Source organism: uncultured Psychrobacter sp., from assembly GCF_947488565.1.
GTDB classification, from domain to species: Bacteria; Pseudomonadota; Gammaproteobacteria; order Pseudomonadales; family Moraxellaceae; genus Psychrobacter; species Psychrobacter saeujeotis.
This window is the reverse complement of record NZ_CANKZC010000004.1, coordinates 348726-372499: the sequence shown is the minus strand read 5'-3', so window position 1 is coordinate 372499 and position 23774 is coordinate 348726. Positions and strand designations below refer to the sequence as shown.

Genomic DNA, 23774 nt, shown 5'->3' with positions numbered 1-23774 from the left:
TTATAGACTCGATATATATAGTATCTATATATTATATTACAGTATAGTATTTTTATATAACGCTACACAACAGATAACGTATGTTGATTCTAACTACACAGAGTCATATAGCGCTTATTTGACGTCTACATAAGGACATTAACGGTAGCTAAAGCTAACAATTCATTTAAGCGAGCAATGGAAACTGATAAATACCTGCATATATCAAAGTACCAATTAGCACACTAATGATACTAAACCCAACCAAATAGGCCTGCTTGTTTGACCAAGGTATTTGCCAGTTAATTTTATCTTTAGTAGTGAGCCATTCCGTCACGCTGATCGCCACTAGCAGCCATAAGCTGCCAACCAAATAGCCGCCTAATACATCGCTCAAATAATGCTCATTTAGTAGTATTCGACTCAGCCCTATCAGCACGGTTAATAAAATAGTTGCCATAACGATGCGCACTTGTGTCGCAAAGTGCTGGCTAAAGCGAATAGCGATATACGCTAAAAACCCATAGAGAGCAATGGTGACGGTAGCGTGTCCACTGGGAAAAGAGTACGTGCTCTCGTACAATAAGATATCTATAGGACGGGCGCGCTCGAAGATCATTTTACTTAAAAAGGTAAATACCGTGCTGCCGATGACGGCTATTAGTAAGCCTATGATGATATAATGTTGGCGCACAACCCAGCATATGATAGCCGTCAATAACACCACTAAAATGGTAATTGGCGTAGAGGCTAAGCTGGTAATTAAAATAAAAAAATGTATGACGCCAGCTTCATTTAATAAGCTCATCTGCTGCGAGACCAAGAGATCGAGCGCAACTATCGCGTCGGAGGTGACCACATCTTCAACCAATCCCACGAATACTGCTGCTATATAGACCATCAGCAAGAATAAAATAGTCAGCGACAAGCCATGAAAATGCTCAACGTGTAGTCGCTGCCAAAAAAACTGATAAAGCTTTGGCTGGCTATTTTTTAAGTGAGTCAGTCGCCTATCCACGCCAAAATACTGCTCAAACTTGCACCAATATCTCCTGGCTAGCATAAAGGCGCGTTTGCCATAGCGAATGACAACATATTGCAATGCCCATAAAACTACGATAACGACTAATAGTAGAATACTTAGTAAAAATAGCGGCGGCTGAGTTTGTAGAACAGTAATCACACCTAGCCCTTATAAGTTTGTGGTCATGGTGCTAGGAGATAAAATTGCTGCTAACGGCTCAGCGCTTAGTAGCCCTTCTCGTCTGACCAGCTCTGCCACGCCTAAGCCATTGTCCAAAGCTAGGGCTGCGATACGTCCAGCATTATCATAACCAATATGAGGTACAAGGGCGGTGACGATACCGATGCTCCTCTCAGCATACCGCGCGCAGTGATCCTCATTCGCCGTAATGCTATAAATACTATGTTCGTCCTCAATCAGCTCTATACATACGCGCGTAAATGGATCGTGGCTAGCCGGTTTTTTTATTGTTGTCATCGTTATGATCCTAGTTGTAATTTTTATCGGTGCTAAAAATGCTGTACTACTATTGGGTGAATTAAATGGAGGGTGCTTTTCAGCCCATTCTCATAAAACGTACTTACCATACTATGGGCTAGGATAAAGGTTTTCTAATCTTTATCCTAGCTCATGAAAAAATTCATAGCAAAAAACCCCCATAAGTATTCACTTACAGAGGTTATTTTATGCTTTACCATCAGGGTCATTTATTCGGTATGGCAAGCTATGCTAATTTTATAGGTTAAACGGCTCTTAATTAAGCGCCAAGTCAGCGTAGCTATATTAAGTCAGACACAGATGTCATCTACGACACTACGTTTGATGGCCATTGCTTAATTGTGTCTATTGCCTGACACTTTTAACCGCCTGCGACTGGCGTGATGAATACCACATTATCACCTTCATGTATCTCATCTGTCCACTTAGCAAAATAGTCATTTACTGCCACTCTTAGATCAGACTGCGAAAGATCAAAACGGTGCTTTTGACAAAGCGTCTCGTACAGCTCAGTTAATGATATTGATGGTGGCACTTGTATTTTTTCTTCATTACATCTGGCTTTATCAGCTAGACTGGCAAAATATAAAACATTAATATTTATTAAACTATCTGTGTCCATGTTTTTAGCGATAACGCCCATTGCTTTTATCCTCTTATTTAATAAACCAGGTTACTGTTGGGGTAGGTCATCACCGAAAACACGTACATTTTATAGACTAAAAACCTAGTCACTAAGAGCCTAGTCACTAAGAACCTAGTCTAGGCATGCTTATAAAAGGATGACAAAACAGGATCAGGTCATGGGTACGGTTGAGTCACACTGTATTTTTTGGTCATCTCAGTAGATTTAGCCATGACTAGGATTTACCCGCATAAAGTGCGGCACAAAGTTGCAAGGACGCGTACGGCTATCAAATTGCTCTTGTAATATCTCCTCCCAACCGGTGCGGCAGGCTCCTGTCGATCCTGGCAGACAAAAGATACCCGTACCATTGGCCATGCCAGCCACTGCTCGCGATTGTACTGTTGACATACCGATATCGTCTTTTGAGATTAGACGGAACATCTCACCAAAGCCGTCGATAGCTTTATCGAACAACACCCCTACCGCCTCCGGCATACTGTCTCTAATATAAAAACCCGTGCCACCAGTAGTAATTACTGCATGCACATCAGAATCTGCTATCCAGCGACTAATTACCGCCCTGATTTGATAGATATCATCTTTAATCACCTTACGATCCGCCAAATGATGACCTGCGGTGGTTAGCTGATCGACCAAATATTGTCCTGAGCTATCTTGAGCGACGGTGCGACTATCGGAGACTGTCAAAATAGCGATATTAAGAGGGATAAAGTCAGCGGCAGGCTTACTCATGGATATTCCTTAATAGTTATTTGGTTGTTATAAAATTAGTGATGAAGAATTTTAACCACCAATCATCGACAAGTTATGCATCATGCCACTATTGGCATCGTGCAAATGATGGTACTCAGGCTTAATTGGCATAAAGCTATGTAAGGTGTTGATGAGCCCTTCGACATCGTCACCCTTTAGATGCTCACGAATATCGTAATTGCCTTGATCAAAGAGACATAGATGTACCTTGCCCTGAGAGCTTACACGCAGACGATTGCAGCTATCACAAAAGTGTGCAGCATAGGGAGCAATCATACCAATGCGTCCTAGGTAGTTTGGGTGACTGTATTCGATAGCGGGGCCATCTGCATGACCGCGCGCGTGTGGCTGCCAACCGTGGCTAATCAGATAATTGGTAATCAGCTCGGACTGGGCGTGTTGAGCGAAGAATAACTCGCTGTTATCACTGGTCTGCATAAACTCAATAAAGCGATAAGTGACTGGGCGCTGTTTGATATAGTCGATGGCATTAATAAGATTTTCATAGGCGGTTTCGGCCATCAAAATACTGTTTATCTTTAGTTTAATATCAGTAGTGGCCAATAGCTCATCCATATCAGCCATCAATTGCGGTAGCATATTAAACCCTGTCATCTTATGAAAAACATCAGGCTCAAAACTATCCATACTGATATTAATCTGGTTCAGCCCAGCAGCTTGCCAACTCGCTAAATGCTTGCCAAGTTTATAGCCATTGCTCGTCATCGCGACCATCTCAATACCGGGAGTTTGTTTGATGGTCTTAATGATATCGACGACATCGCGGCGAATAGAGGGCTCGCCGCCGGTAATCCTCACTTTGGTCGTGCCTACTTGCGCAAAACCACGCACTAGCGTTGCAATTTCAGCAACTGTCAATTCATCTTCAGGAGGTCTACCTTGGTAACCATCGGGCAAGCAATACTCACAGCGAAAGTTGCAAAAGTCAGTAATAGACAAACGCAGATATGTCAGCTCCCGAGCAAAACTATCCGTCAGCGGTCGTTGGGGTTCGCTACGATTAAAAAGCGTTGTAGACGTTACAGCAGTAGCTGTTGATGGTATGGACAATGCTTTATGATCAGCAGCAAAGGCGGCGTCTTTACTGGGATAATAGCGTTGCACGTTCCCTAAAGTGGGGGCAAGATGGGTCATATCAGTATACCGTTAATAAGGATAAATGGTTGGCTCTAAGCATCGCCTCAGGTTATGAATGGAAAAATAACAGTGAATCGCTATTATGACAAAAAACAATTACCGAAAAAATAACCCTAAATGATCTCACCTCTACCCCTTAAGGAGTAGAAGCTAGATTACTTAGGGTTCATGAGACGCTATAAAGTTTTTATGGGAAGTATAGAAAAACGGTACAAAGGCCACTACCCTCGAAAGATGTTTTCTTGCTCCAGACTCATCTCAATACCTTCTATATTGGCCTCATTGGCCAAAGTAAAAAGATAATCACACAATGCTTGGTGAAAGGCTTGTTGGCTAAGCTTGTTGTGAATGGCCGGACTGACTTGCTCATAAGTCATTTGAATGCCCGGCTGCTTATCTAGCACCTCAACAATATGAAAACCATATCGGCTTTCAATAGGGCTGGGTGCCAATCCTTTATCTAGCTTAAACAAATGGCTTTCAAACTCTGGCACGGTTTGTCCTTTATCAATCACGCCAAGCTCGCCGCCCTGCTCTCTTGAGGGGCAAGCAGAATACTGACGAGCCAGCTCAATAAACTGTGCACTAGGATTGGCATCGTTATTAATTTGCTCAATCAGCTCATAAGCATTCTTTTTTAGTTTTAGACGTTCATCGCCGTCATCAGGGGCGCACGCTAACAGAATATGCCGCACCGACATAATAGGATCGGTCTTAAAGTCAGTGATATTTTGCTGATAATAACGCTCACAAGTGGCGGTATCGGCAATAGTGGCTTGGACATTTTTATCAATTAAATTAGAGATCGCTTGTTCTTCATCTTGCTGCCAAGCAGAGATGCCAAGGCTTGGCTCAGCTAGTACTGCTAGGCGCAACAGCTCGCGCACGACCAAAGCTTGCGTCGCCAAAAACACCGCGTCTTCTTTATTAGCGGCCGGATGATACTGTAGCTCTTGCGCAATATCAGTGCGATCAATCATCACCCCGTTGACGGTGACAGAGGGTAGCTCATCTCGGCTAGAAGCAATTAGGTTTTTGTGGTTGCTACGCTCCTCACTCATCGCTCGTTCGATAAACTCTTGATCTGAATGCGGTTTTTTCAGATCGTCTGTCGTTGGCATGATACGGATAATATCCTCGTTATTCTCCATAGCAGCATTCGGGGCTTTAGACTCGTGATTTACATGGTGGCTTGGGTGATAAGTATTGACAGTCATCATTATTGCTCCGCTCAGTATTCGTATGTAGAAATTTTAGATATCGTTGCATCATTTTATAATTACTAGCCCACTCGCGACTAACAATCAAAGCTTTTTTTAACATCACTTTAAGCCAATTATTAGCCTAAAATGACCACTATCTTATTGTGATTTTTTCTGTCTGACGATCTGATAACGACGGCCAAAGTACCACACGGGCGCACTGATAATATGAATCAAGCGCGTAAATGGGAAGATCATAATCAAGGTAATCCCAAGTGCCATGTGCAGCTGATAAATCAGATCGGCCTGCTCAATACGCGCCGCGGCTTGCAGTGGTCTTAGCACGGTAATGTCTTGCGCCCAGCCAGCGAAGTTGAGCATGGTTAAACCATCTAAATGCTGCGCTGAAGTAAAGATGGTGATCATCCCTAACGTCAATTGGATAAATAACAGAACCAGTACCAGCTTGTCGGAGAAGTTTGAGGTGTTAGAGATGCGATCATCGGTGAAGCGGCGCCACATCAGCATCACTAGCCCTACCCAGCAAAACGCGCCTGCGATACCGCCGACCACGACCGCTAAGATTTGCTTATTGCCAGCGCTGATAAAGCGATCATAAAGAATATGCGGCGTGAGTAGACCGAAAAAATGCCCAAGCAGCACGATGATAATACCGACATGGAATAAATTACTTGCCCAGCGCATGTTTTTAGATCTGAGCATCTGCGAGGAGCCCGTCTTCCATGAATACTGTGACAAATCAAAGCGTACCCAAGTGCCGACGATAGCAACCGCTAGCGCAATATAGGGATACACTCCAAAAAGGAATATTTGCAGCCAATTTAAGCTGGCTAAAGCTTGTATACTAGGCGCTCCAAGATTCATGTCCTCTCTCCTTATGATTGGCTAGCCGATTGATTTTGTTTTGGACTTTGGTTAAAGTCCACCCAATGCACAGGAGCATCCACCATAGGCGCTGTTGAGTTGGCCTTAACGCCCGCTTTAGCCGCAAGGTTTTGCGTGCTGGTTTGCGAAGGACAGCGCTCTTCTTGCTGCGCATCTAAGAAGGTCACCACTTCTTCTTCCCATTCTTTATCTAGTGCATCAAAGGTATCATCACGCTGCTCTTCACTGATTTTTTCTTGATATTCCTCAACTATCTCTAGAGGCTTGCCAGCAATTTGTAATAGCGCATTAAAACAGCCTTGATAGACACTGCCGCGATCCTCAAGTCTTGCTGCAAGCAGCGCAATGATATGGCTGACATCAGCGATATCCATACGGATTTGAATATCATCATTGATGACGGTGGCTTGATAAGCTAAAAACTCAAGATATAATGGCAAGAAATCAGGCAGCTCTTTGACGCTAATCTCAAAACCGGCTTCCTGATATTGATTCATCAAATCAACCATCGCTTGGCCGCGATCACGCGATTCGCCATGCACATGCTCAAATAGCCATAGCGATAACGAGCGACCACGCTCAAAGAGGCCGTCATAACGCGCCTGCGCCTCAAGGCAACCGGTATCGATTAAGTCTTCAATCAAGTCGATAATTTGTGTGCGTACTTGCGGGCTAATCAATGCCGACCTAGCAACAATCTCGGTACAGTCGGCCAAGGTATCACCCAAGAATAGCTCGTTGCTTGGATAGTCGATAAGCAGACTTAAGACTTTGAGTATCTTTAGGTCTGATGAGCCGATTACGGCGGGCTCAATAGGCTCATGCACTGCGCTGTCATTGTGAGTTTGAGTAGTTTGCATCTTATGACTCCCACTTTTGTACGGTATCGATGAAATCACGACGATTGGTTTTACGTTGACCGAACATACTGTTATCAGATTGTCCTGAACAACCTTCACCAAAGCTAAAGCCGCAGCCATTACGTTCAGCGAAAGCATCGCTCAACGCCTCTTCGCGGTGCGCGGTTGGAATGACAAAACGATCTTCATAATTGGCAATCGCTAGGTAACGATACATCTCTTCCACTTGGTGCTTGGTCAAACCAACTTCGTCTAAGATGCTTTGTACTTCTTGCTTCTCAACCAATTGCATACGCTTATAGCTACGCATGGCCAGCAAACGTTTGAGCGCTAAACGTACCGGTTCTTCATCGCCTGCGGTGAGCATATTGGCCAAATAACGCAGCGGAATACGCAAGCTATCGACATCTGGAATCAGACCATCCATACCGACTTTGCCCGCTTCAGCGGCGTTTTGAATTGGTGATAATGGCGGTACATACCAGACCATCGGTAGCGTCCGGTATTCAGGGTGCAGTGGTAACGCAAGCTTCCAATCCATTGCCAGCTTATAAACGGGTGATTTCTGCGCTGAATCAATGACCGATTGCGGCACGCCATCTTTTAGGGCTTGCGCGATAACCGCTGGGTCATTAGGATCTAAGAACACATCGAGCTGCGCTTGATAGAGATCTTGCTCATTTGGCATGCTGGCCGCTTCAGCGATTTTGTCTGCATCATAAAGTAGCACGCCTAAGTAGCGGATACGCCCAACACAGGTCTCTGAGCAAACCGTTGGCATGCCCGCCTCGATACGTGGATAACAGAAAATGCATTTTTCTGACTTGCCCGATTTCCAGTTGTAGTAAATCTTTTTGTATGGGCAGCCTGAGATGCACATGCGCCAGCCGCGGCATTTTTCTTGATCGATGAGGACAATACCGTCTTCTTCACGCTTATAAATCGCGCCACTTGGGCATGACGCCACGCAGGTGGGATTCAGACAATGTTCGCATAGACGCGGCAAATACATCATAAAAGTGTTTTCGTATTCGCCATAGATCTCAGCTTGAATATTGTCGAAGTTTTTATCCTTACGGCGTTTTTCAAACTCTGAGCCGAGGATTTCCTCCCAGTTAGGACCCCATTCAATCTTTTGCATCCGCTTGCCAGTGATAGCTGAGCGCGGGCGGGCGATTGGGGAGTAATTACCGATAGGCGCGGTATGCAGATGCTGATAATCAAAATCAAACGGCTCGTAATAATCATCAATCTCTGGCAAATCAGGGTTGGCAAAGATATTGGCCAGTACGCGAAACTTACCGCCGATACGTGGATTTATCGTGCCATTGGCATTACGTATCCAGCCGCCGCGCCATTTAGTCTGATTTTCCCACTCTTTGGGATAACCAATACCGGGTTTGGACTCAACGTTATTAAACCACGCGTATTCCATTCCTTCGCGGCTGGTCCAGACGTTTTTACAGGTAACTGAGCAAGTGTGACAACCGATACATTTATCAAGGTTAAGCACCATGCCGACTTGTGAACGAATTTTCATGGGTGTGCTCCAAATAGTAGTAAAAAAGCAGCTTTGGTTTCTTAAGAGACATCCAAAAATTAGGATATCTCTTTGAGAAAAATAGCTTTAGCCATCGATGCTAGTAGGCAATGGGCGCGGTAATGAATCATCTGGTTTTTCTTCTAACCAGTCGATCTTCGACATTTTGCGAATTACCACAAACTCATCGCGGTTACAGCCGACTGTGCCATAGTAGTTAAATCCATAAGACTGCTGGGCATAGCTACCAATCATATGTGTTGGTTTTAAGATAGTACGGGTCACCGAGTTATGAATACCGCCGCGGATACCGGTTTGCTGCGAGCCGGGTACGTTGACTAGTTTTTCTTGCGCGTGATACATCATGGTCATGCCTTCTTTGACGCGCTGACTGACGATGGCGCGAGCCGTGATAGCGCCGTTGGCATTAAAGAGCTCAATCCAGTCGTTATCGACGATGCCCGCTTTTTGTGCATCTACTTCTGACATCCAAACACAAGGACCACCGCGACTTAGCGTCAGCATCAGCAGGTTTTCAGAGTATGTACTGTGGATGCCCCATTTTTGGTGCGGCGTTAAGAAGTTCAGTACAATCTCTTTATTACCGTTGGGCTTGGTGTTTTGGATGATATCGGTGGTCTTGGTGTCGATAGGCGGACGATACTGCTGCATCTGCTCACCAAACGCTTGCATCCATGGATGATCCTGATAAAACTGCTGACGGCCGGTAATAGTACGCCAAGGAATCAGCTCATGAACGTTGGTATAGCCGGCGTTATAGCTCACCTCATCGGACTCAATGCCAGACCACGTCGGGCTTGAGATAATTTTGCGCGGCTGAGCGACGATGTCTTTGAAGCGGATTTTTTCGTGCTCGCTGGACTTGGCCAAATGGGTATGATCGCGGCCGGTAAACTCAGACAGCGCTGACCACCCTTTGACCGCCACGTGACCATTGGTTTCAGGTGCGAGCATCAAAATCATCTCAGAGGCGTTAACCGCGGTATTCAGCCGTGGTCGACCTTCAGAGATACCTGGCTCAGTGACTCGGTGGTTGAGATTGCCCAATTGTTTGACTTCGGTTTTCATATCCCAATTCAGACCTTTTGAGCCGTTACCTAGTTTTTCTAATGCCGGACCCATAGAGGTAAATTTCTTATAGGTATTAGGATAATCGCGTTCAACAATCTTAATCATGGGACAGTTTTTACCCGGTACTGGTTTTTCACCAGCCGTTTTCCAGTCGGTACCGCCAAAGGGCTGCGCCAGCTCACCTGGGCTGTCATGCTGCATCGGCAAAGTCACCACATCAGTTTCAACCCCTAAATGACCTTTGGATAGCTCAGAGAAGCTTTTGGCAATACCTTTATAGATTTCCCAGTCTGATTTAGACTCCCAAGCAGGGTCGGTTGCCGCTGTTAAGGGATGAATAAATGGATGCATGTCTGAGGTATTCATGTCATCTTTTTCGTACCAGGTCGCTGTTGGTAATACGATATCTGAGTATAGACAAGTTGAGGACATGCGAAAATCTAAGGTAACGACCAAATCAAGCTTGCCAGTTGGGCCTTTTTCGACCCAATCGACTTCTTTTGGCTGCAAATGACCCGTAGGGTTTTCTTCGTTAAGCAGACCATTTCTAGTACCTAAGAAGTAATGCAGCATATATTCATGCCCTTTACCTGACGAACCCAATAGGTTTGAGCGCCAAATAAACATATTGCGTGGGAAGTTAGCAGGATTATCTGGAGACTCACAGGCAAAACGTAGGCTATTGTCTTGTAGTGAGTCCACTACGTATTCTTCAACGCCCTTACCACTAGCTTTAGCTTGGGCTGCTATCGTCAATGGGTTACGGTTCAGCTGCGGTGCTGATGGCAACCAGCCGGCACGCTCAGCTTGAATGTTGTAATCGAGCATGTGCTCAGGGAAGAATTTTTTATTGGCATTAGGCGAGAGTATCTCGTGGGCGGAGATGGTCTCGTGACGCCACTGTGAGCTGTGCGCGTAGAAAAAACTCGTGCCGTTCATATGACGCGGCGGACGGTGCCAATCAAGCGCAAAGGCTAATGGCAACCAGCCGGTTTGCGGGCGCAGTTTTTCTTGACCGACATAATGCGCCCAGCCGCCACCAGATTTGCCGATACAACCGCAGAGCATGAGCATATTGATAACGCCGCGATAGTTCATATCGAGGTGATACCAGTGGTTCATACCCGCGCCAATGATAATCATCGATTTACCATGGGTTTTGTGCGCGTTTTCTGCAAACTCGCGCGCAACTTGTATGACACGCTCACGACTAAGACCGGTGATGACCTCTTGCCAAGCTGGCGTGCCTGGTATGGTGGCATCATTATAGTCATCGGTGACATGTTCGCCGCCAACGTCATTATCGACACCCAGGTTGGCCACAGTTAAATCAAAAACGGTGGCCACGATAGCGGTACTACCATCAGCAAGAGTGATGGTCTTACAAGGGACGGTTTTTTGTTGTATCGGCTCGCCTGGCACTGAGGTAAAGTGCGGATGATCGACATGACCAAAGTAATCAAAGTCAACGACACAGGTCTCGCTGCTGTCTTTTAGAGTCAAAGTTAAGTCAATATCTGCGCCTGTTGCGCCGTTTTTACTCTCAAGATTCCATTTGCCTTTTTCGCCCCAGCGATAGCCGATAGAGCCTAGTGGTGACACCAGCTCGCCATCATTATTTAAGCCAATCGTTTTCCATTCTGGATTATTCTCCTCCCCTAAATTATCCACTAAGTCAGAAGCGCGCAAATAACGACCAGCACGGCGCGAATTCTCATCCCCTTCTAACATCACTAGCACCGGTAAATCGGTATAGCGCTTGGCATAGTCATAGAAATAATCGCTTGGCTGCTTAAGATAAAACTCTTTGATAATCACGTGACAAAAAGCTTGCGCCACTGCTGCATCGGTGCCTTGCTTTGGGTTTAGCCATAAGTCGGTCAGCTTAGAGATCTCAGCATAATCAGGGGTGATAGAAACGGTCTTAGTACCTTTATAACGAACTTCGGTAAAAAAGTGCGCGTCAGGCGTGCGCGTTTGCGGCACGTTTGAGCCCCAAGCGATGATATAGTCAGAGTTGTACCAATCAGCGGATTCTGGCACGTCGGTTTGCTCGCCCCAAGTCATCGGGGATGCTGGCGGTAGATCACAATACCAGTCATAAAACGACAAGCAGACCCCGCCAATGAGTGATAAATAGCGACTACCAGAAGCATAGCTGACCATCGACATCGCCGGAATCGGTGAAAAACCAATAATGCGATCAGGGCCAAAGGTTTTGGCAGTATAGACGTTACTGGCGGCGATAATCTCATTCACCTCCGCCCACGTCGAGCGAATAAAGCCGCCTAAGCCGCGCTTGGATTTGTATTGCTCAGCTTTGATTGGGTCCTCAACAATACTGGCCCAAGCATCGACAGAATCAGGATACTGGGCTTTGGCTTCGCGCCATAGTTTGAGTAGTGGCTTACGTACCTTTGGGTACTTGACGCGGTTGGCTGAATACATATACCAGCTATAGCTTGCGCCACGTGGGCAGCCGCGCGGTTCGTGGTTTGGCAGATCAGGGCGGGTTTCAGGATAGTCAGTTTGCTGTGTCTCCCAAGTCACTAAGCCGTTTTTGACATAGATCTTCCATGAGCAAGAACCTGTGCAGTTGACACCATGCGTTGAGCGCACAATCTTGTCATACTGCCAGCGGCTACGATAGACGTTCTCCCACGCGCGCGACTCATCACGAGTCTCGCCATGTCCATCGGCAAATTCACCTTGTTTGCGTTTAAAAAAGCGGAACTGGTCGAGTAAATGACTCATTTGGCTATCCTCTACTTGATGGCTTATATTGTGAACAGTGATTGATTAAGCGCTAAAGTCATAAAATTAGGTTTGTGTGACAGGCTTTGGATAAATCGCTCTATGCTTAACGGCTGTTCATACTGTTTTGATAAATACTATTTAGATATCATCATTCTAAGTGAGCCTTGATAACCTGACTATCCGCTAATATGAGCAGTGCTCTACCTCCTAAGTAGTAGTTGCTATCATGCTCAACCTATAAAAACCGCACTCAAAGCACATAGATTTAACCACCTAAAACCAAATTTTTGGCAAAAAAAATGCCACTTACCGGAGTAAGTAGCATTATAGAAACTCTTTAAGCTTATAAAACTAAAGCGATAACCTTAACAAGGAATCTCAGCATTGCCGCGGCTGTAATACCACCAAGTCAGCACGATACAAATGACATAAAAGATGATTAAAGCGACAAAGGTGCCATTGATACCCAATCCTGAGCCAAACATTTTTGGGACAAAAAATGCTCCGTAAGCGGCAATAGCAGCAGTAAAGCCAACCACCGCTGCGGACTCTTTACGTATCTCAATAAACAGCGCTTCAGTGCCGACTCTACTCGGATGGCGGCGCTCCAAAAAGGTTCTAAAAATATTCGGAATCATGCTAAAGGTAGAACCATTACCGATACCCGTAGTGATAAACAGCACCATAAAGGAGATGAAATAGCCGACAAAGCTACCCGGATGAGCATCACTAGGTAAGAAATACATCACGCTGACCACCGCCAGCACCATGACGATATAATTCCAAAACGTCACTCTCGCGCCGCCTATCTTATCCGCTATCCAGCCGCCCAGCGGACGAAATATGGCACCAACAAAAGGCCCTAAAAAGGCATATTTCAGTGGATTGATATCAGGAAAGGCGTTTCTAATCAGCATCGGAAAGGCGGCAGAGAAACCAATAAATGAGCCAAAGGTTGCCATATAAAGGATACACATGATCCAGTTGTGTTTACGTTTAAAAATAACCGACTGATCTTTGAAAGAGGCTTTGGCAGAGGAGATATCATTCATCATAAACCAAGCCAATACAGAGACTAAGGCGATAAAGGGCACCCAAATAAAGCCCGCGTTTTGTAAATAGAGCGCTTTCCCTGTCGCGGTTATTTGCGGTGCGCCGCCCAAAGCGCCAAAGACCCCTAGCCCAATGACGATAGGAATAGCGAACTGCATGACTGAGACGCCAAGATTACCTAAGCCTGCATTGAGACCGAGCGCGGTGCCTTGCTCAGCCTTGGGATAGAAAAATGAGATATTAGACATTGAAGATGAGAAGTTTGCACCGCCAAAACCGCAAAGTAGCGCAATAATGGCAAAAATCATAAATGGCGTATCAGGGTTTTGTACTGCAAAGCCCATCCATAGTGCCGGAATTAATAATGACGCCGTTGAGATAGCGGTCCAGCGTCTGCCGCCAAAGATAGGCACCATAAAGGAATAAAAAATACGCAAGGTCGCCCCGGTCAGTCCAGGCAGCGCGGCAAGCCAAAACAGTTGACCATCATCAAACGAAAAGCCAATGTCTGGCAAATTAACGATGACCGCGCTCCATACCATCCATACTGCAAACGCTAGTAGTAGCGCGGGTATCGATATCCATAAGTTACGCGTGGCGACTTTTTTGCCGCCGTTTTGCCAAAACTCATCTACCTCAGGACGCCAATCAGTAATGAGCTTACCACCTTTTGTATAATATTTACCGCTCATCTTTTCCTCACTTAATAGAGTTTATCCCATTGTTAGTAGTAGGCTTATCTCGTTAACCAGTGATAAAAGTTAAAAGGCATGCAGCGAGTCACCCTTAGCAGCAACGATCCGCATTTGCCAAGCCAGCTTTTAAACTTGATCACGCATTAACGAAAAGCTATAACTCAGCTTACTGAGTTGCCTTTTTGATTGGTATTCACACATAGAGGTAGGCTATTATCTAAAGGAGTTAATTAACGTACGCCAAATTGGCTACTGCTTTAGAGGTATAGCGAGTAATGGGAAATAAGTGATAAGGTACGATGGCAGTTTTCTAACATTTTAGAAGTACTAAGCGAAAACAGATTATTTATAAGGGATACATTTTTTCAATCATGAAAAACCACTTAGGACGTTCTTTGCCTGCCCAAGCGCTAGCATCTGTGTTTGCTATTGCTATACTTTGCTTTATATCTGCTGTAGGCAGCGGCGTGTTGGCGTGGGTGTCTCAAGCAGATGGTCAAGCTATCAATACAGCAGGCTCGATACGTATGGCGACTTATCGTATCAAGTTTCAAATAGCGACTGACTTTGATAGGCTCTACTCCGCTGATTTGGATAGCAACCCCAAAACCAATCCAGCACAGACGGACTCTGCCAGTTACTCTGATGCGTCCGATTTTTTGGTTACTGACATGGAGAACCGGCTAGCCAGCCTAAGACTATATCAACGTCATTATGGTAATGAACATGATAGTATTAATGATCAACTAGCAAAGATCGAAACACAATGGTTCAATGGGCTAAAGCCTGCTTTACTGTCTCGTGATAAAGCCTCTTTATATAGTGCATCAGACTCCTACGTCAAAGACGCAGATGGATTGGTTGATGCCTTGCAGTATCGCAACGAGCAAAGACAGATGTGGCAGCAGTTGTTACAGATCGCCTCTTTGGTATTAACGCTCATCATCATGCTTGTTGGTTTTGCTAAGTTACAGCAAAACGTTTTATTACCCGTGCAGCGCTTAATCACAGCCAACAGCCAATTTCGACAAGGCAAGCGCGATACCAGAGTGTCCATCTCAGGCTATAAAGAATTCAAAAAACTGGGCGACTCTTTTAACGATATGGCGCGCACGATTGAAACCTCTCAGCAATCATTAGAAAATGAAGTACAGATAAAAACGCGGCATCTGATTAAAGCCAATCAAGCCTTATCGTTGTTTTATGATTTCTCTAAACAGCTCACCATTAGTCCCGTCAGCTTGCATAAGCTGGACAGTCTGATTACCGATTTCGGTCATATTTTTTCGCATTTAGACATCACTTTATGTATACAAAGCAATATTTTGAGTGATAAAGACAGCATCGCCTTGCACGATGACAGAATGAAAGAGCTATGCACCAAGCTGACTTGCGACAACTGCATTATTAAAGACAATAGCCATACCCAAACTTTCCCGATTGTTCACCAAGATGTCGAGTTTGGTGAACTGAACGTTCGGCCCAAATCCGTCTTACTGTCGAACGGCTCCTTCTTGACAGATGATACCAACGCTAATGTCAATCAAGAGTCATCGTCATCGCGTATCAAAATGGTAGATATAGACAGCGCGTATCTAGATGCTAGAAGCCATGAGCTGATTGTCGCGCTCACCAACCTTATCAGTACTGCCCTCTCATTACGTAAACAAAAACAACAAGAGCATCAGCTGATTTTACTTGAGGAGAGGTCCACTATTGCAAGAGAGCTACATGATTCTCTAGCCCAGTCGTTATCTTATTTGAAGATACAAGTGAGTGTGCTTGAGAAACATCTAAAAAAACACTCAGATAAAGACGATCAGCACCCTTTTGATGAGCAAAATCAAGCCAAAGTTTGGCAGCATATCTCCCAAATCAAAACGGGCCTTAATTCAGCTTATCAAGAGCTGCGAGACTTGCTGACTACTTTTCGTCTCTCTATTGATAGCGCTAATTTTGATGAAGCCTTATATGAAGCCGCTGATGAGTTCGCTGTAAAAGGCGACTTTGCGGTAAAAGTAAACAATCAAATCATGTCATTGAATTTGAGCGCTGCCGAGCAGGTACATCTGATACAAATTATCAGAGAGGCGCTATCCAATGTGAGCCGTCATGCGCAAGCCAAAAACGTCACTATAGATTTAGGCTATGATGACGAGAGCAATTATATCGCCCTAGCAGTGATAGACGATGGCATCGGTATGTCAGGTACGGTCAATCAAACGCAGCATCATGGTCTCATGATTATGAAAGAGCGGGCTTATAAGCTTGGCGGCGACCTGATTGTCACTGCCAATGAACCAACGGGCGTTAGTGTCATTGTTAGATTTGTACCCCATTTTTTCACCGACTATATGACGGAAACCACTGATTTTAACGAGTCTTTTTAACTGACAACTAATTAATTAGACTACCTTGTAACACTTTTAATTTGTGAGCATCTTATGAGTCTGAATGTCTATACCCCAACCTCTCCTGCCAAACTACTATTAGTCGATGATCATCCTATGCTGCGCCGAGGCATCGCCGAGCTATTAAGCCTTGAGGATGATGTAGAGGTGGTTAGTGAAGCCAATAATGGCCAAGAAGCATTAGATTTTTTGGTCAGTAATAAGGTTGATTTGGTCATATTGGATCATAAAATGCCGATACTAACAGGTATTGAGACCTTAAGGGAGATCAAGTCTCGCGGCATCGAGGCCAAGACCTTATTGTTTACGGTTTCTGATGCTGGTGAAGATGTCCAAGAAGCTTTAGAGCTGGGAGTAGATGGCTACTTGTTAAAGGATATGGAGCCTGAGCTGATTATTGTTAATATCAGAAAGGTACTGCGAGGCGAGCTAGTGATTAGCCCCAACCTAGCTGCAATATTAGCGCAAACCTTACGCAAACCCACCATTGATGATATGGCTGGCAATTTGACTGCTAGAGAGTTACAAGTCATTCAAATGATCGCTGAAGGCCTTAGTAATAAAATGATCGCCAATAAACTAGATATCGCTGAGTCGACTGTGAAGGTGCATGTCAAGCATATCCTCAACAAAACCGGTCTACGCAGCCGAGTAGAAGCGGCAGTATGGGCCGTCAACAACTTAACAAAATAGATTTTAATCAAACAGATAACTCAAAAACCAGCCGATGATACATCAGCTGGTTTTTTGATAAAAAAATGATTTTAGCCGTTAGCTTCAGCTGCAATCTGACGATCCACCGATGACATTTGATACTCATCACCAAAGGCGTCTTTAGGTTCTTTTAGCCAAAAGAAACACAGCACCCAAGCAATAAAGGCGCCAACTGCGATGATAAAGAAAAACTGGCTAGGTTCCACTAGAGTGAATACAAACAAATAAAATACCGCGCCCACATTACCATAAGCACCTGCCAAACCTGATATCTGACCGGTCAGGCGGCGCTTGATAGAAGGAATAACCCCAAAGGTTGCGCCCTCTGCGCCTTGTACAAATACGGAGCATAAAATAGTAAACACCACCGCAATAAATAACGGCCACTGAGCATTGAGTAGTCCCATCAACCCAAAGCCAATGCCTATTCCAAACATATAAATCAGCATCACTAGCCGGCGGTTACCGACTTTGTCAGAGATATAGCCACCAAGCGGCCGCGCCCATAAGTTCACAAAGGCAAAGGTTGAGGCAACCAAACCTGCAACCGTCGGATCAAGTGTCCAAGTCGCCGCAAAGAACATCGGTAGCATGGAGACTACCGCAAGCTCAGCCCCAAAGTTGGCAAAGTAGGTCACGTTAAGCGCCGCAACAGAAGTAAATGGGTATTTGTCATCTTCAGGAATACCGGCTTTAATCATAGGCGCATTGACGCTGATGGCTTTATATATCTGATAAACCACCATCAGCGCAATAACGCCGTAGAGTATCCAAGCATTTGTGTCACTTAAAAACCCCATTCCTTGTGTACGATAGACCAGGAGTGATAACACGCCATATAAAGGGATAATAAACAAACAATAAAGCAGCAAATCTGCCCAAGTAGAGACCTCTAATGCACCCGCCTTACGTGATTTTTGATGGGTATCAACGCTTGGACCATCAGTAATCAAAAACCAATACGCCACCCCGTATATTGCCATCAGCAGACCTGATAAAGCGATCGCCCAGCGCCATCCATCATCGCCGCCAAAAAACTGTAGCGCCACCGTTGGAATAGTAATCGCGGCCGCCGCTGAACCAAAGTTGCCCCAACCAGCATAAAACCCTTCAGCAAAACCAATGTCTTTGGGCTTAAACCAAAGCGCGGTCATATGAATACCGACCACAAAGCCTGCACCAACAATCGACATAAATAGTCGCGCTACAAACAATTGCATGGCGGACGTACCAAAGGCAAAGAACCAAGTCGGTATTGCCATTACGACCATGAGTATGGAGAATACTCGCCGAGGACCAAAACGGTCTAGTGCCATGCCGACAATGACGCGACCAGGAATAGTCAAAGCCACGTTGGCAATTAAAAATAGCTTAATATGATCAGGGGTCAAGTAGCTCTCAGTCGCTAGCATAGAGGTGGCTAGCGGAGCCATATTAAACCAAACATAAAAGGTTAGAAAAAAAGCAATCCACGTATAATGCAGTGCCCTTATTTCACGGCGTTCCATCTCAAGCAGCTCTTTTGCATGCATAACTCATATCCTCCGCCATAAAACTCGATAGTTTTAAATAATTGTGATGGAGATAAATTAGCAATAAAAAGCGAGCATACCTATTGAGCAAAAGCAGTATATTTTATGCGTTTAAGACTACGACTAGTACTACTAAAGGAGGACTTTATTCATTCATCTTTAAGCTATAATGAGGTAAATGATAATTATTCAATATGTAAAATACTGATAACTTATTAAGGAGTCACTATGAATCAGCAAGTCATTCCCAGCCACTGGAAAATAAAACGCTCTACGCATTTCTTTACCAAAGATAAAGTGCCTAAAGCTCTGCTCACGCATCACAATACTGCTGAGGGCGTATATGGTCAGATTTGTGTGATGCAAGGTGTGGTGACTTTTTATGGCTTCGCTAACGAAGCCGCCACTGAGCCTGAGCAGACCATTATCATTCGCGCAGGAGAGTTTGCCGTTAGCCCGCCGCAGTATTGGCACCGGGTTGAGCTAAGCGATGATGCGCAGTTTAATATTAACTTTTGGACAGAGGACGACACTAAGGGCAAATCTCTATTCAACAGCTCCACCATTCATAGCAAACCAATTGAAAAGCTGTTTGATAAGCCCAATTAACCAAAGCCGCAAAATAAAACTGTGAGAGACAAGTCACACTAACAAGCGTTTTTCATGATACAGACATGAAAAACGCTATTGCGTCAGCAAAACTATTTATATCTCAAGATGTCCCTACTCGTACTACGCTTTGAGGCTTCAACTTATTGTAGTATTTTCTTTCTTATTAAATTGTTTGTATCATAGAATCCTGTCTTGACGGGTAGTTATTTAGATTGATTGAGTGTTATCAATTAGCTTGGCACCTGTCTTGGTCTGTAGCTCAGTAAACGTTAAGCCATCAACCATTTTACGGACTTTCAAGCCTTGATCAGTCACATCAATTACTGCTAAATCTGTATAAATTCGATTAACGCACTTTTTACCGGTGATAGGCAGTTTGAGTTTTTCGACAATTTTGGGCGCGCCATTTCTGTTGACATGATCCATCATCACATACACTTTTTTAGCCCCTACCGCTAAATCCATCGCGCCACCAACGGCAGGAATATCTTTAGGGCGGCCTAAAAACCAATTAGCAATATCGCCATTTTCTGCCACTTCAAAGGCCCCTAGGACGCATAAATCGATGTGCCCTCCTCGAATCATGGTAAAAGAATCGCCATGATGAAAATAACTGCCGCCTTTCAATAAGGTAATATATTGCTTACCAGCATTGATCAAGTCGCCATCCTCCTCCCCTACAGTTGGCTCAGGACCCATACCCAACACCCCATTTTCACTGTGCAAAAAGATGTCTTTATCGTCCGGCAAAAAATCTGCAACCTTGGTGGGTTGACCAATACCCAAATTGACGTACATCCCTTCTTGAATATCTTGGGCGACGTACCTTGCGATCTCATCGACCGACCATGGTGTATAATTATTCATTATGTTTATGCTCCCACATGTACGACTTCATGGACGAAAATACCAGGGGTGACAATATGTTCAGGATCTAAAACCCCCAAATCTACCACTTCACTGACTTGGGCGATCGTATGCTTAGAGGCTGCAGCCATAATAGGGCCAAAGTTGCGGGCCGCTTTGCGATAAGTTAAGTTGCCCCAACGATCTCCTTGAAAGGCCTTAATCAGAGCGAAATCCGCTTTAATAGGATACTCTAATACATAGTCGATGCCATCGATGGTACGAGTCTCTTTACCCTCAGCGAGTAGCGTGCCATAGGCGGTTGGCGTATAAATAGCCCCAAGCCCACTGCCTCCTGCTTGCATGCGAGCCGCTAGTGTCCCTTGTGGCACAACCTCAAGCTCAATCTTGCCTGCACGGTATAAGTCATCAAAAATATAAGAATCGTGCTGGCGCGGAAACGAGCAAATAATCTTCCGTACACAGCCTGATTTTAATAATAAAGCCAGTCCTGTTTCACCATTGCCAGCATTATTACTAACGATCGTGAGATCTCTAGCATTGCGCTCAATTAATGCATCGATTAATTCTGCCGGTTGTCCTGCCAGACCAAAACCACCTATTAAGATAGTGGCGCCATCCGTTATATTGCTCATAGCTTGAGCCGCAGATTCTGTCACCTTATTTAACATTGAGTCATCCTATAAAAAAGTGCTTATACCTGCAAATATGTCTGTCTAACGTTATGAGCTGTCTTAATGGAAAGCCCGTTATATGGTAAACAAATCAGCAGGTTGTCATTGTTGTTTTTAAGGTAGGTCGGTGCTAAACCTTAGCCCTTAAGCCCTTACTCTAATTTTTCTAGGGACAATCCAACATAATTTTCAGCGATATTGCTCTTACCCGCTTCTGAATTAATAAAATAGTCAAACTCAGCTTGCTGTACGCGAAAATCAAAGCGGCTAGAGCTTGGAAAACGATGCAATAGCATGGTCATCCACCAAGAAAAGCGGACTGACTTCCATACTCGGGCTAGACACACCTCTTGGTAACGTGGAATTAAATCTGTACGGCCTTCTTGGTATATTTTGACAAACAAGCGGTAAGCCGTTTCTACATCGCTGGCCGCTAAGTTAAGACCTTTAGCGCCGGTGGGCGGGACGATATGTGCTGAGTCGCCCAATAAAAACAACTTGCCGTATTGCATGGTTTCACACACATAAGAGCGTAGCGGAGCAATACTCATCTCCAAGGCTGGCCCTGTCACTAAACGCTCGGCCATCTCTTTTGGAATACGGCGCTTTAACTCTTCCCAAAATTTCTCTTCACTCCAGTCCTCAATCGTGTCTGTGTTCGGAACTTGAAGATAATAACGACTGCGGGTGGCAGAGCGCATCGAGCATAAGGCAAAACCGCGCTCATGAGCACAGTAAACCAGCTCATCGTTGACAGGCGGTGTATCACTCATTAAGCCCAACCACCCAAATGGATAGACTTTCTCATACTCTTCTAGCTCAGTTTTTGGGATAGACTTTCTAGACACTCCATGAAAACCGTCACAACCAGCAACATAATCACAGTCTAGACGCAGATTTTCATCTTGATGCTCATAAGTTACGTACGGATTGTCTGATTCAATATCATGCAACTGTACGTTAGCAGCTTCATAAATAGTGACGTCCCCAGCCTTTTTACGCTCTGCCATCAAATCGCGTGTGACTTCGGTTTGACCATAAACGACGACCTGTTTGCCGCCGCTATACTTCTCTAGGTCTAGGTGATAATGCTCTCCTTGGAAACTAAAATCAGTTCCCGTATGAATTAAGCCATCTGCATCCATGCGAGCGCCAGCACCAGATTCGCGGATCAAATCTACAGTACCTTGTTCTAAGACGCCTGCACGAATACGACTTAGTACGTATTCTCCTGACTTTCGTTCTAAAATAACATTATCAATCCCAGCTTTCGTCAATAACTGACCAAGTAATAACCCGGATGGACCTGCCCCGATGATAGCTACTTTTGTTTTAGTCATGAATTCCCTCTCATTGTCTAATTAGATATGGTTCTTTGAAATACCCAACTTAAAAATCAAAGAACACGGTTTCGTTATCACCTTGCAAGTAGATATCAAAACGATAGCGTGGCTGATTATTACCCGCTTCTTTTACCGCTATTAGTGTATTGCGACGCGCTAATGAAGGTACCGCGTTTAAGATTGGACAGTTATCATTATGCGCCTGCTCATCTTCAAAATAAGCTCTGGTTTGTAGGTGCAAATTGATACCTCGTGCAAACACGGCGATATTGACGTGCGGGGCCATCAGCTTACCATCAAAATCTACTGATCCAGGCTTGATGGTGTTGAAATGAAAGTCTCCATCTATGGCGCAAGCGCTGCGCCCAAAGCCACTAAAGGGTTTTTTATTGTTAAAATTAGCGATATAATTGCCATGGCTATCGGCTTGCCACATCTCAATCAAAGCATCATGCACCAGCTCACCATTGCCATCATAGACTCGGCCAACCAATTCAATATGCTCACCCTCAGCCCCTTCTTTGGCTAAATCCTGCCAAATCTCGTCTTCTCGCGATGCAAACCCAGCGATCTCTAAGGCCAAACCGATATGCACAAAAGGACCCGATGTTTGTGAGGCCGTTTCGCGCAATATACCTGTGTCATCTTGTAGTTTATATTGACTGTACATTTGTTACTCCTCAAAGTAGGTTTGCAAGGCGCCACGAACGACAACGTCAAAACGATAGGCCAAGCAATCCATAGGCTTACTCATCGCCATATCCAAACGTGCAACCATAGTTTCCACTGCCTCTGGGTCTTTTAATACCTGAACAATGGGACACAAAGGGATTAATGGATCACCTTCAAAATACATTTGTGTGATCAACCGTGTTGAGATCGACGGCCCCATAACTGAGACGTGAATATGGGCAGGGCGCCAAGTATTGATGCCATTTGGCCATGGATAAGGCCCTGGACGTACCGTGCGAAAACGATAGCGGCCATCAGCATCAGTCATACAACGACCTACCCCGCCAAAGTTTGGATCAAGCGGTGCTAGGTAGTTATCTTTTTTATGGCGATAGCGACCTCCAGAGTTGGCTTGCCACATCTCAACTAGCGTATTGGCGACTGGCTTACCAAATTGATCGATAACACGGCCATGCATAATGATACGCTCACCGATGGGCAGACCAGCTTGCGTGCCTTCTGTACGAAAATTCATGAGCAAATCATTGTCGTATTGACCAATTTCTAAACCGTCAAATACTGGCCCACTGCGCTCAGATGGACTGGCATTTTGAATGCTAACCAAGGCTTGTTTTGGCGAACGTGTGATAGAAGTTTTATAACCTGGAGTATATTGCGCCGGTTGCCATGCTCGATCACGCGCCAGAAAATAAGGATACTTTTGACTCATTTTGATTTTCTCCACTCTTATCTATAAAATTTTATAAGCAATAGTATTGACGG

20 protein-coding genes are annotated in these 23774 nt (G+C 44.8%); 3 read left to right on the top strand and 17 right to left on the bottom strand.

All coding sequences use genetic code 11. From position 1 onward, the window contains the following. Positions 1-166: 166 nt before the first annotated feature. The 11 genes from Q0890_RS10810 to Q0890_RS10760 form a co-directional block, all read right to left on the bottom strand. Entirely contained in the window at positions 167-1162 is a 996-nt protein-coding gene (locus Q0890_RS10810) for a phosphatase PAP2 family protein (RefSeq protein ID WP_299220642.1), read from the bottom strand. Between the two features lie 9 nt (positions 1163-1171). Further along, the gene (locus Q0890_RS10805) at positions 1172-1480 is read right to left on the bottom strand and encodes a hypothetical protein (protein ID WP_299220639.1); all 309 of its coding nucleotides are present in this window, start codon (positions 1478-1480) and stop codon (positions 1172-1174) included. A gap of 382 nt (positions 1481-1862) precedes the next feature. Then, a complete protein-coding gene (locus Q0890_RS10800) occupies positions 1863-2144 on the bottom strand; it encodes a MoaD/ThiS family protein (protein WP_299220636.1) in 282 nt (93 codons plus the stop codon). A gap of 207 nt (positions 2145-2351) precedes the next feature. Then, a complete protein-coding gene (gene moaB, locus Q0890_RS10795; protein ID WP_299220633.1) occupies positions 2352-2882 on the bottom strand; it encodes a molybdenum cofactor biosynthesis protein B in 531 nt (176 codons plus the stop codon). 51 nt (positions 2883-2933) lie between these two features. Continuing rightward, positions 2934-4058: a GTP 3',8-cyclase MoaA gene (gene moaA / locus Q0890_RS10790; protein ID WP_299220630.1), complete on the bottom strand. Its 1125-nt coding sequence runs from the start codon at positions 4056-4058 to the stop codon at positions 2934-2936. 224 nt (positions 4059-4282) lie between these two features. Then, positions 4283-5278 (bottom strand): peptidylprolyl isomerase, encoded by a 996-nt coding sequence (locus Q0890_RS10785; RefSeq protein WP_299220892.1) that lies wholly within the window; start codon positions 5276-5278, stop codon positions 4283-4285. A gap of 144 nt (positions 5279-5422) precedes the next feature. Further along, complete coding sequence (gene narI, locus Q0890_RS10780; protein WP_299220627.1) at positions 5423-6148, bottom strand: respiratory nitrate reductase subunit gamma; 726 nt, start codon at positions 6146-6148, stop codon at positions 5423-5425. 11 nt (positions 6149-6159) lie between these two features. Next, positions 6160-7029 carry a nitrate reductase molybdenum cofactor assembly chaperone gene (narJ, locus tag Q0890_RS10775; protein WP_299220625.1) on the bottom strand — a complete coding sequence of 290 codons (870 nt, stop codon included), beginning with the start codon at positions 7027-7029 and terminating at the stop codon, positions 6160-6162. Position 7030: 1 nt separating this feature from the next. Beyond that, on the bottom strand, positions 7031-8569 hold the full coding sequence (narH, locus tag Q0890_RS10770) for a nitrate reductase subunit beta (protein ID WP_299220623.1): 1539 nt from the start codon (positions 8567-8569) through the stop codon (positions 7031-7033). A gap of 87 nt (positions 8570-8656) precedes the next feature. Beyond that, complete coding sequence (locus Q0890_RS10765) at positions 8657-12415, bottom strand: nitrate reductase subunit alpha (protein WP_299220620.1); 3759 nt, start codon at positions 12413-12415, stop codon at positions 8657-8659. 368 nt (positions 12416-12783) lie between these two features. Next, on the bottom strand, positions 12784-14163 hold the full coding sequence (locus Q0890_RS10760) for a NarK family nitrate/nitrite MFS transporter (RefSeq protein WP_299220617.1): 1380 nt from the start codon (positions 14161-14163) through the stop codon (positions 12784-12786). 374 nt (positions 14164-14537) lie between these two features. Between Q0890_RS10760 and Q0890_RS10755 the strand changes: the two genes are divergently transcribed. Next, positions 14538-16556 carry a histidine kinase gene (locus Q0890_RS10755; RefSeq protein WP_299220614.1) on the top strand — a complete coding sequence of 673 codons (2019 nt, stop codon included), beginning with the start codon at positions 14538-14540 and terminating at the stop codon, positions 16554-16556. Positions 16557-16610: 54 nt separating this feature from the next. Beyond that, on the top strand, positions 16611-17270 hold the full coding sequence (narL, locus tag Q0890_RS10750; RefSeq protein WP_299220611.1) for a two-component system response regulator NarL: 660 nt from the start codon (positions 16611-16613) through the stop codon (positions 17268-17270). A gap of 71 nt (positions 17271-17341) precedes the next feature. Here narL and Q0890_RS10745 read toward each other — a convergent pair whose 3' ends face one another. Beyond that, a complete protein-coding gene (locus tag Q0890_RS10745; protein WP_299220608.1) occupies positions 17342-18823 on the bottom strand; it encodes an MFS transporter in 1482 nt (493 codons plus the stop codon). 228 nt (positions 18824-19051) lie between these two features. On the opposite strand from Q0890_RS10745, the gene Q0890_RS10740 reads away from it, so the two are divergent. Continuing rightward, positions 19052-19432 (top strand): DUF1971 domain-containing protein, encoded by a 381-nt coding sequence (locus Q0890_RS10740; protein WP_299220605.1) that lies wholly within the window; start codon positions 19052-19054, stop codon positions 19430-19432. Positions 19433-19642: 210 nt separating this feature from the next. Here the strand turns inward: Q0890_RS10740 and Q0890_RS10735 are convergent, their stop codons facing one another. The 5 genes from Q0890_RS10735 to pcaH all read right to left on the bottom strand — a co-directional run bounded on the left by Q0890_RS10735 (position 19643) and on the right by pcaH (position 23721). After that, positions 19643-20302 (bottom strand): 3-oxoacid CoA-transferase subunit B, encoded by a 660-nt coding sequence (locus Q0890_RS10735; protein ID WP_299220602.1) that lies wholly within the window; start codon positions 20300-20302, stop codon positions 19643-19645. A gap of 5 nt (positions 20303-20307) precedes the next feature. Continuing rightward, positions 20308-20973 (bottom strand): 3-oxoacid CoA-transferase subunit A, encoded by a 666-nt coding sequence (locus Q0890_RS10730; protein WP_299220599.1) that lies wholly within the window; start codon positions 20971-20973, stop codon positions 20308-20310. Between the two features lie 155 nt (positions 20974-21128). Beyond that, on the bottom strand, positions 21129-22316 hold the full coding sequence (pobA, locus tag Q0890_RS10725) for a 4-hydroxybenzoate 3-monooxygenase (protein ID WP_299220597.1): 1188 nt from the start codon (positions 22314-22316) through the stop codon (positions 21129-21131). A 49-nt stretch (positions 22317-22365) separates the two neighbouring features. Continuing rightward, positions 22366-22989 (bottom strand): protocatechuate 3,4-dioxygenase subunit alpha, encoded by a 624-nt coding sequence (gene pcaG / locus Q0890_RS10720; RefSeq protein ID WP_299220595.1) that lies wholly within the window; start codon positions 22987-22989, stop codon positions 22366-22368. Positions 22990-22992: 3 nt separating this feature from the next. Beyond that, positions 22993-23721 carry a protocatechuate 3,4-dioxygenase subunit beta gene (pcaH, locus tag Q0890_RS10715; RefSeq protein WP_299220593.1) on the bottom strand — a complete coding sequence of 243 codons (729 nt, stop codon included), beginning with the start codon at positions 23719-23721 and terminating at the stop codon, positions 22993-22995. Positions 23722-23774 lie beyond the last annotated feature (53 nt).

Coding starts and splice junctions, on each gene's coding strand:
- Q0890_RS10805 (WP_299220639.1), bottom strand. CDS start 1,480: ATGACAACAATAAAAAAACCGGCTAGCCACGATCCATTTACGCGCGTA.
- Q0890_RS10800 (WP_299220636.1), bottom strand. CDS start 2,144: ATGGGCGTTATCGCTAAAAACATGGACACAGATAGTTTAATAAATATT.
- moaB (WP_299220633.1), bottom strand. CDS start 2,882: ATGAGTAAGCCTGCCGCTGACTTTATCCCTCTTAATATCGCTATTTTG.
- moaA (WP_299220630.1), bottom strand. CDS start 4,058: ATGACCCATCTTGCCCCCACTTTAGGGAACGTGCAACGCTATTATCCC.
- Q0890_RS10785 (WP_299220892.1), bottom strand. CDS start 5,278: ATGACTGTCAATACTTATCACCCAAGCCACCATGTAAATCACGAGTCT.
- narI (WP_299220627.1), bottom strand. CDS start 6,148: ATGAATCTTGGAGCGCCTAGTATACAAGCTTTAGCCAGCTTAAATTGG.
- narJ (WP_299220625.1), bottom strand. CDS start 7,029: ATGCAAACTACTCAAACTCACAATGACAGCGCAGTGCATGAGCCTATT.
- narH (WP_299220623.1), bottom strand. CDS start 8,569: ATGAAAATTCGTTCACAAGTCGGCATGGTGCTTAACCTTGATAAATGT.
- Q0890_RS10765 (WP_299220620.1), bottom strand. CDS start 12,415: ATGAGTCATTTACTCGACCAGTTCCGCTTTTTTAAACGCAAACAAGGT.
- Q0890_RS10760 (WP_299220617.1), bottom strand. CDS start 14,163: ATGAGCGGTAAATATTATACAAAAGGTGGTAAGCTCATTACTGATTGG.
- Q0890_RS10755 (WP_299220614.1), top strand. CDS start 14,538: ATGAAAAACCACTTAGGACGTTCTTTGCCTGCCCAAGCGCTAGCATCT.
- narL (WP_299220611.1), top strand. CDS start 16,611: ATGAGTCTGAATGTCTATACCCCAACCTCTCCTGCCAAACTACTATTA.
- Q0890_RS10745 (WP_299220608.1), bottom strand. CDS start 18,823: ATGCATGCAAAAGAGCTGCTTGAGATGGAACGCCGTGAAATAAGGGCA.
- Q0890_RS10740 (WP_299220605.1), top strand. CDS start 19,052: ATGAATCAGCAAGTCATTCCCAGCCACTGGAAAATAAAACGCTCTACG.
- Q0890_RS10735 (WP_299220602.1), bottom strand. CDS start 20,302: ATGAATAATTATACACCATGGTCGGTCGATGAGATCGCAAGGTACGTC.
- Q0890_RS10730 (WP_299220599.1), bottom strand. CDS start 20,973: ATGTTAAATAAGGTGACAGAATCTGCGGCTCAAGCTATGAGCAATATA.
- pobA (WP_299220597.1), bottom strand. CDS start 22,316: ATGACTAAAACAAAAGTAGCTATCATCGGGGCAGGTCCATCCGGGTTA.
- pcaG (WP_299220595.1), bottom strand. CDS start 22,989: ATGTACAGTCAATATAAACTACAAGATGACACAGGTATATTGCGCGAA.
- pcaH (WP_299220593.1), bottom strand. CDS start 23,721: ATGAGTCAAAAGTATCCTTATTTTCTGGCGCGTGATCGAGCATGGCAA.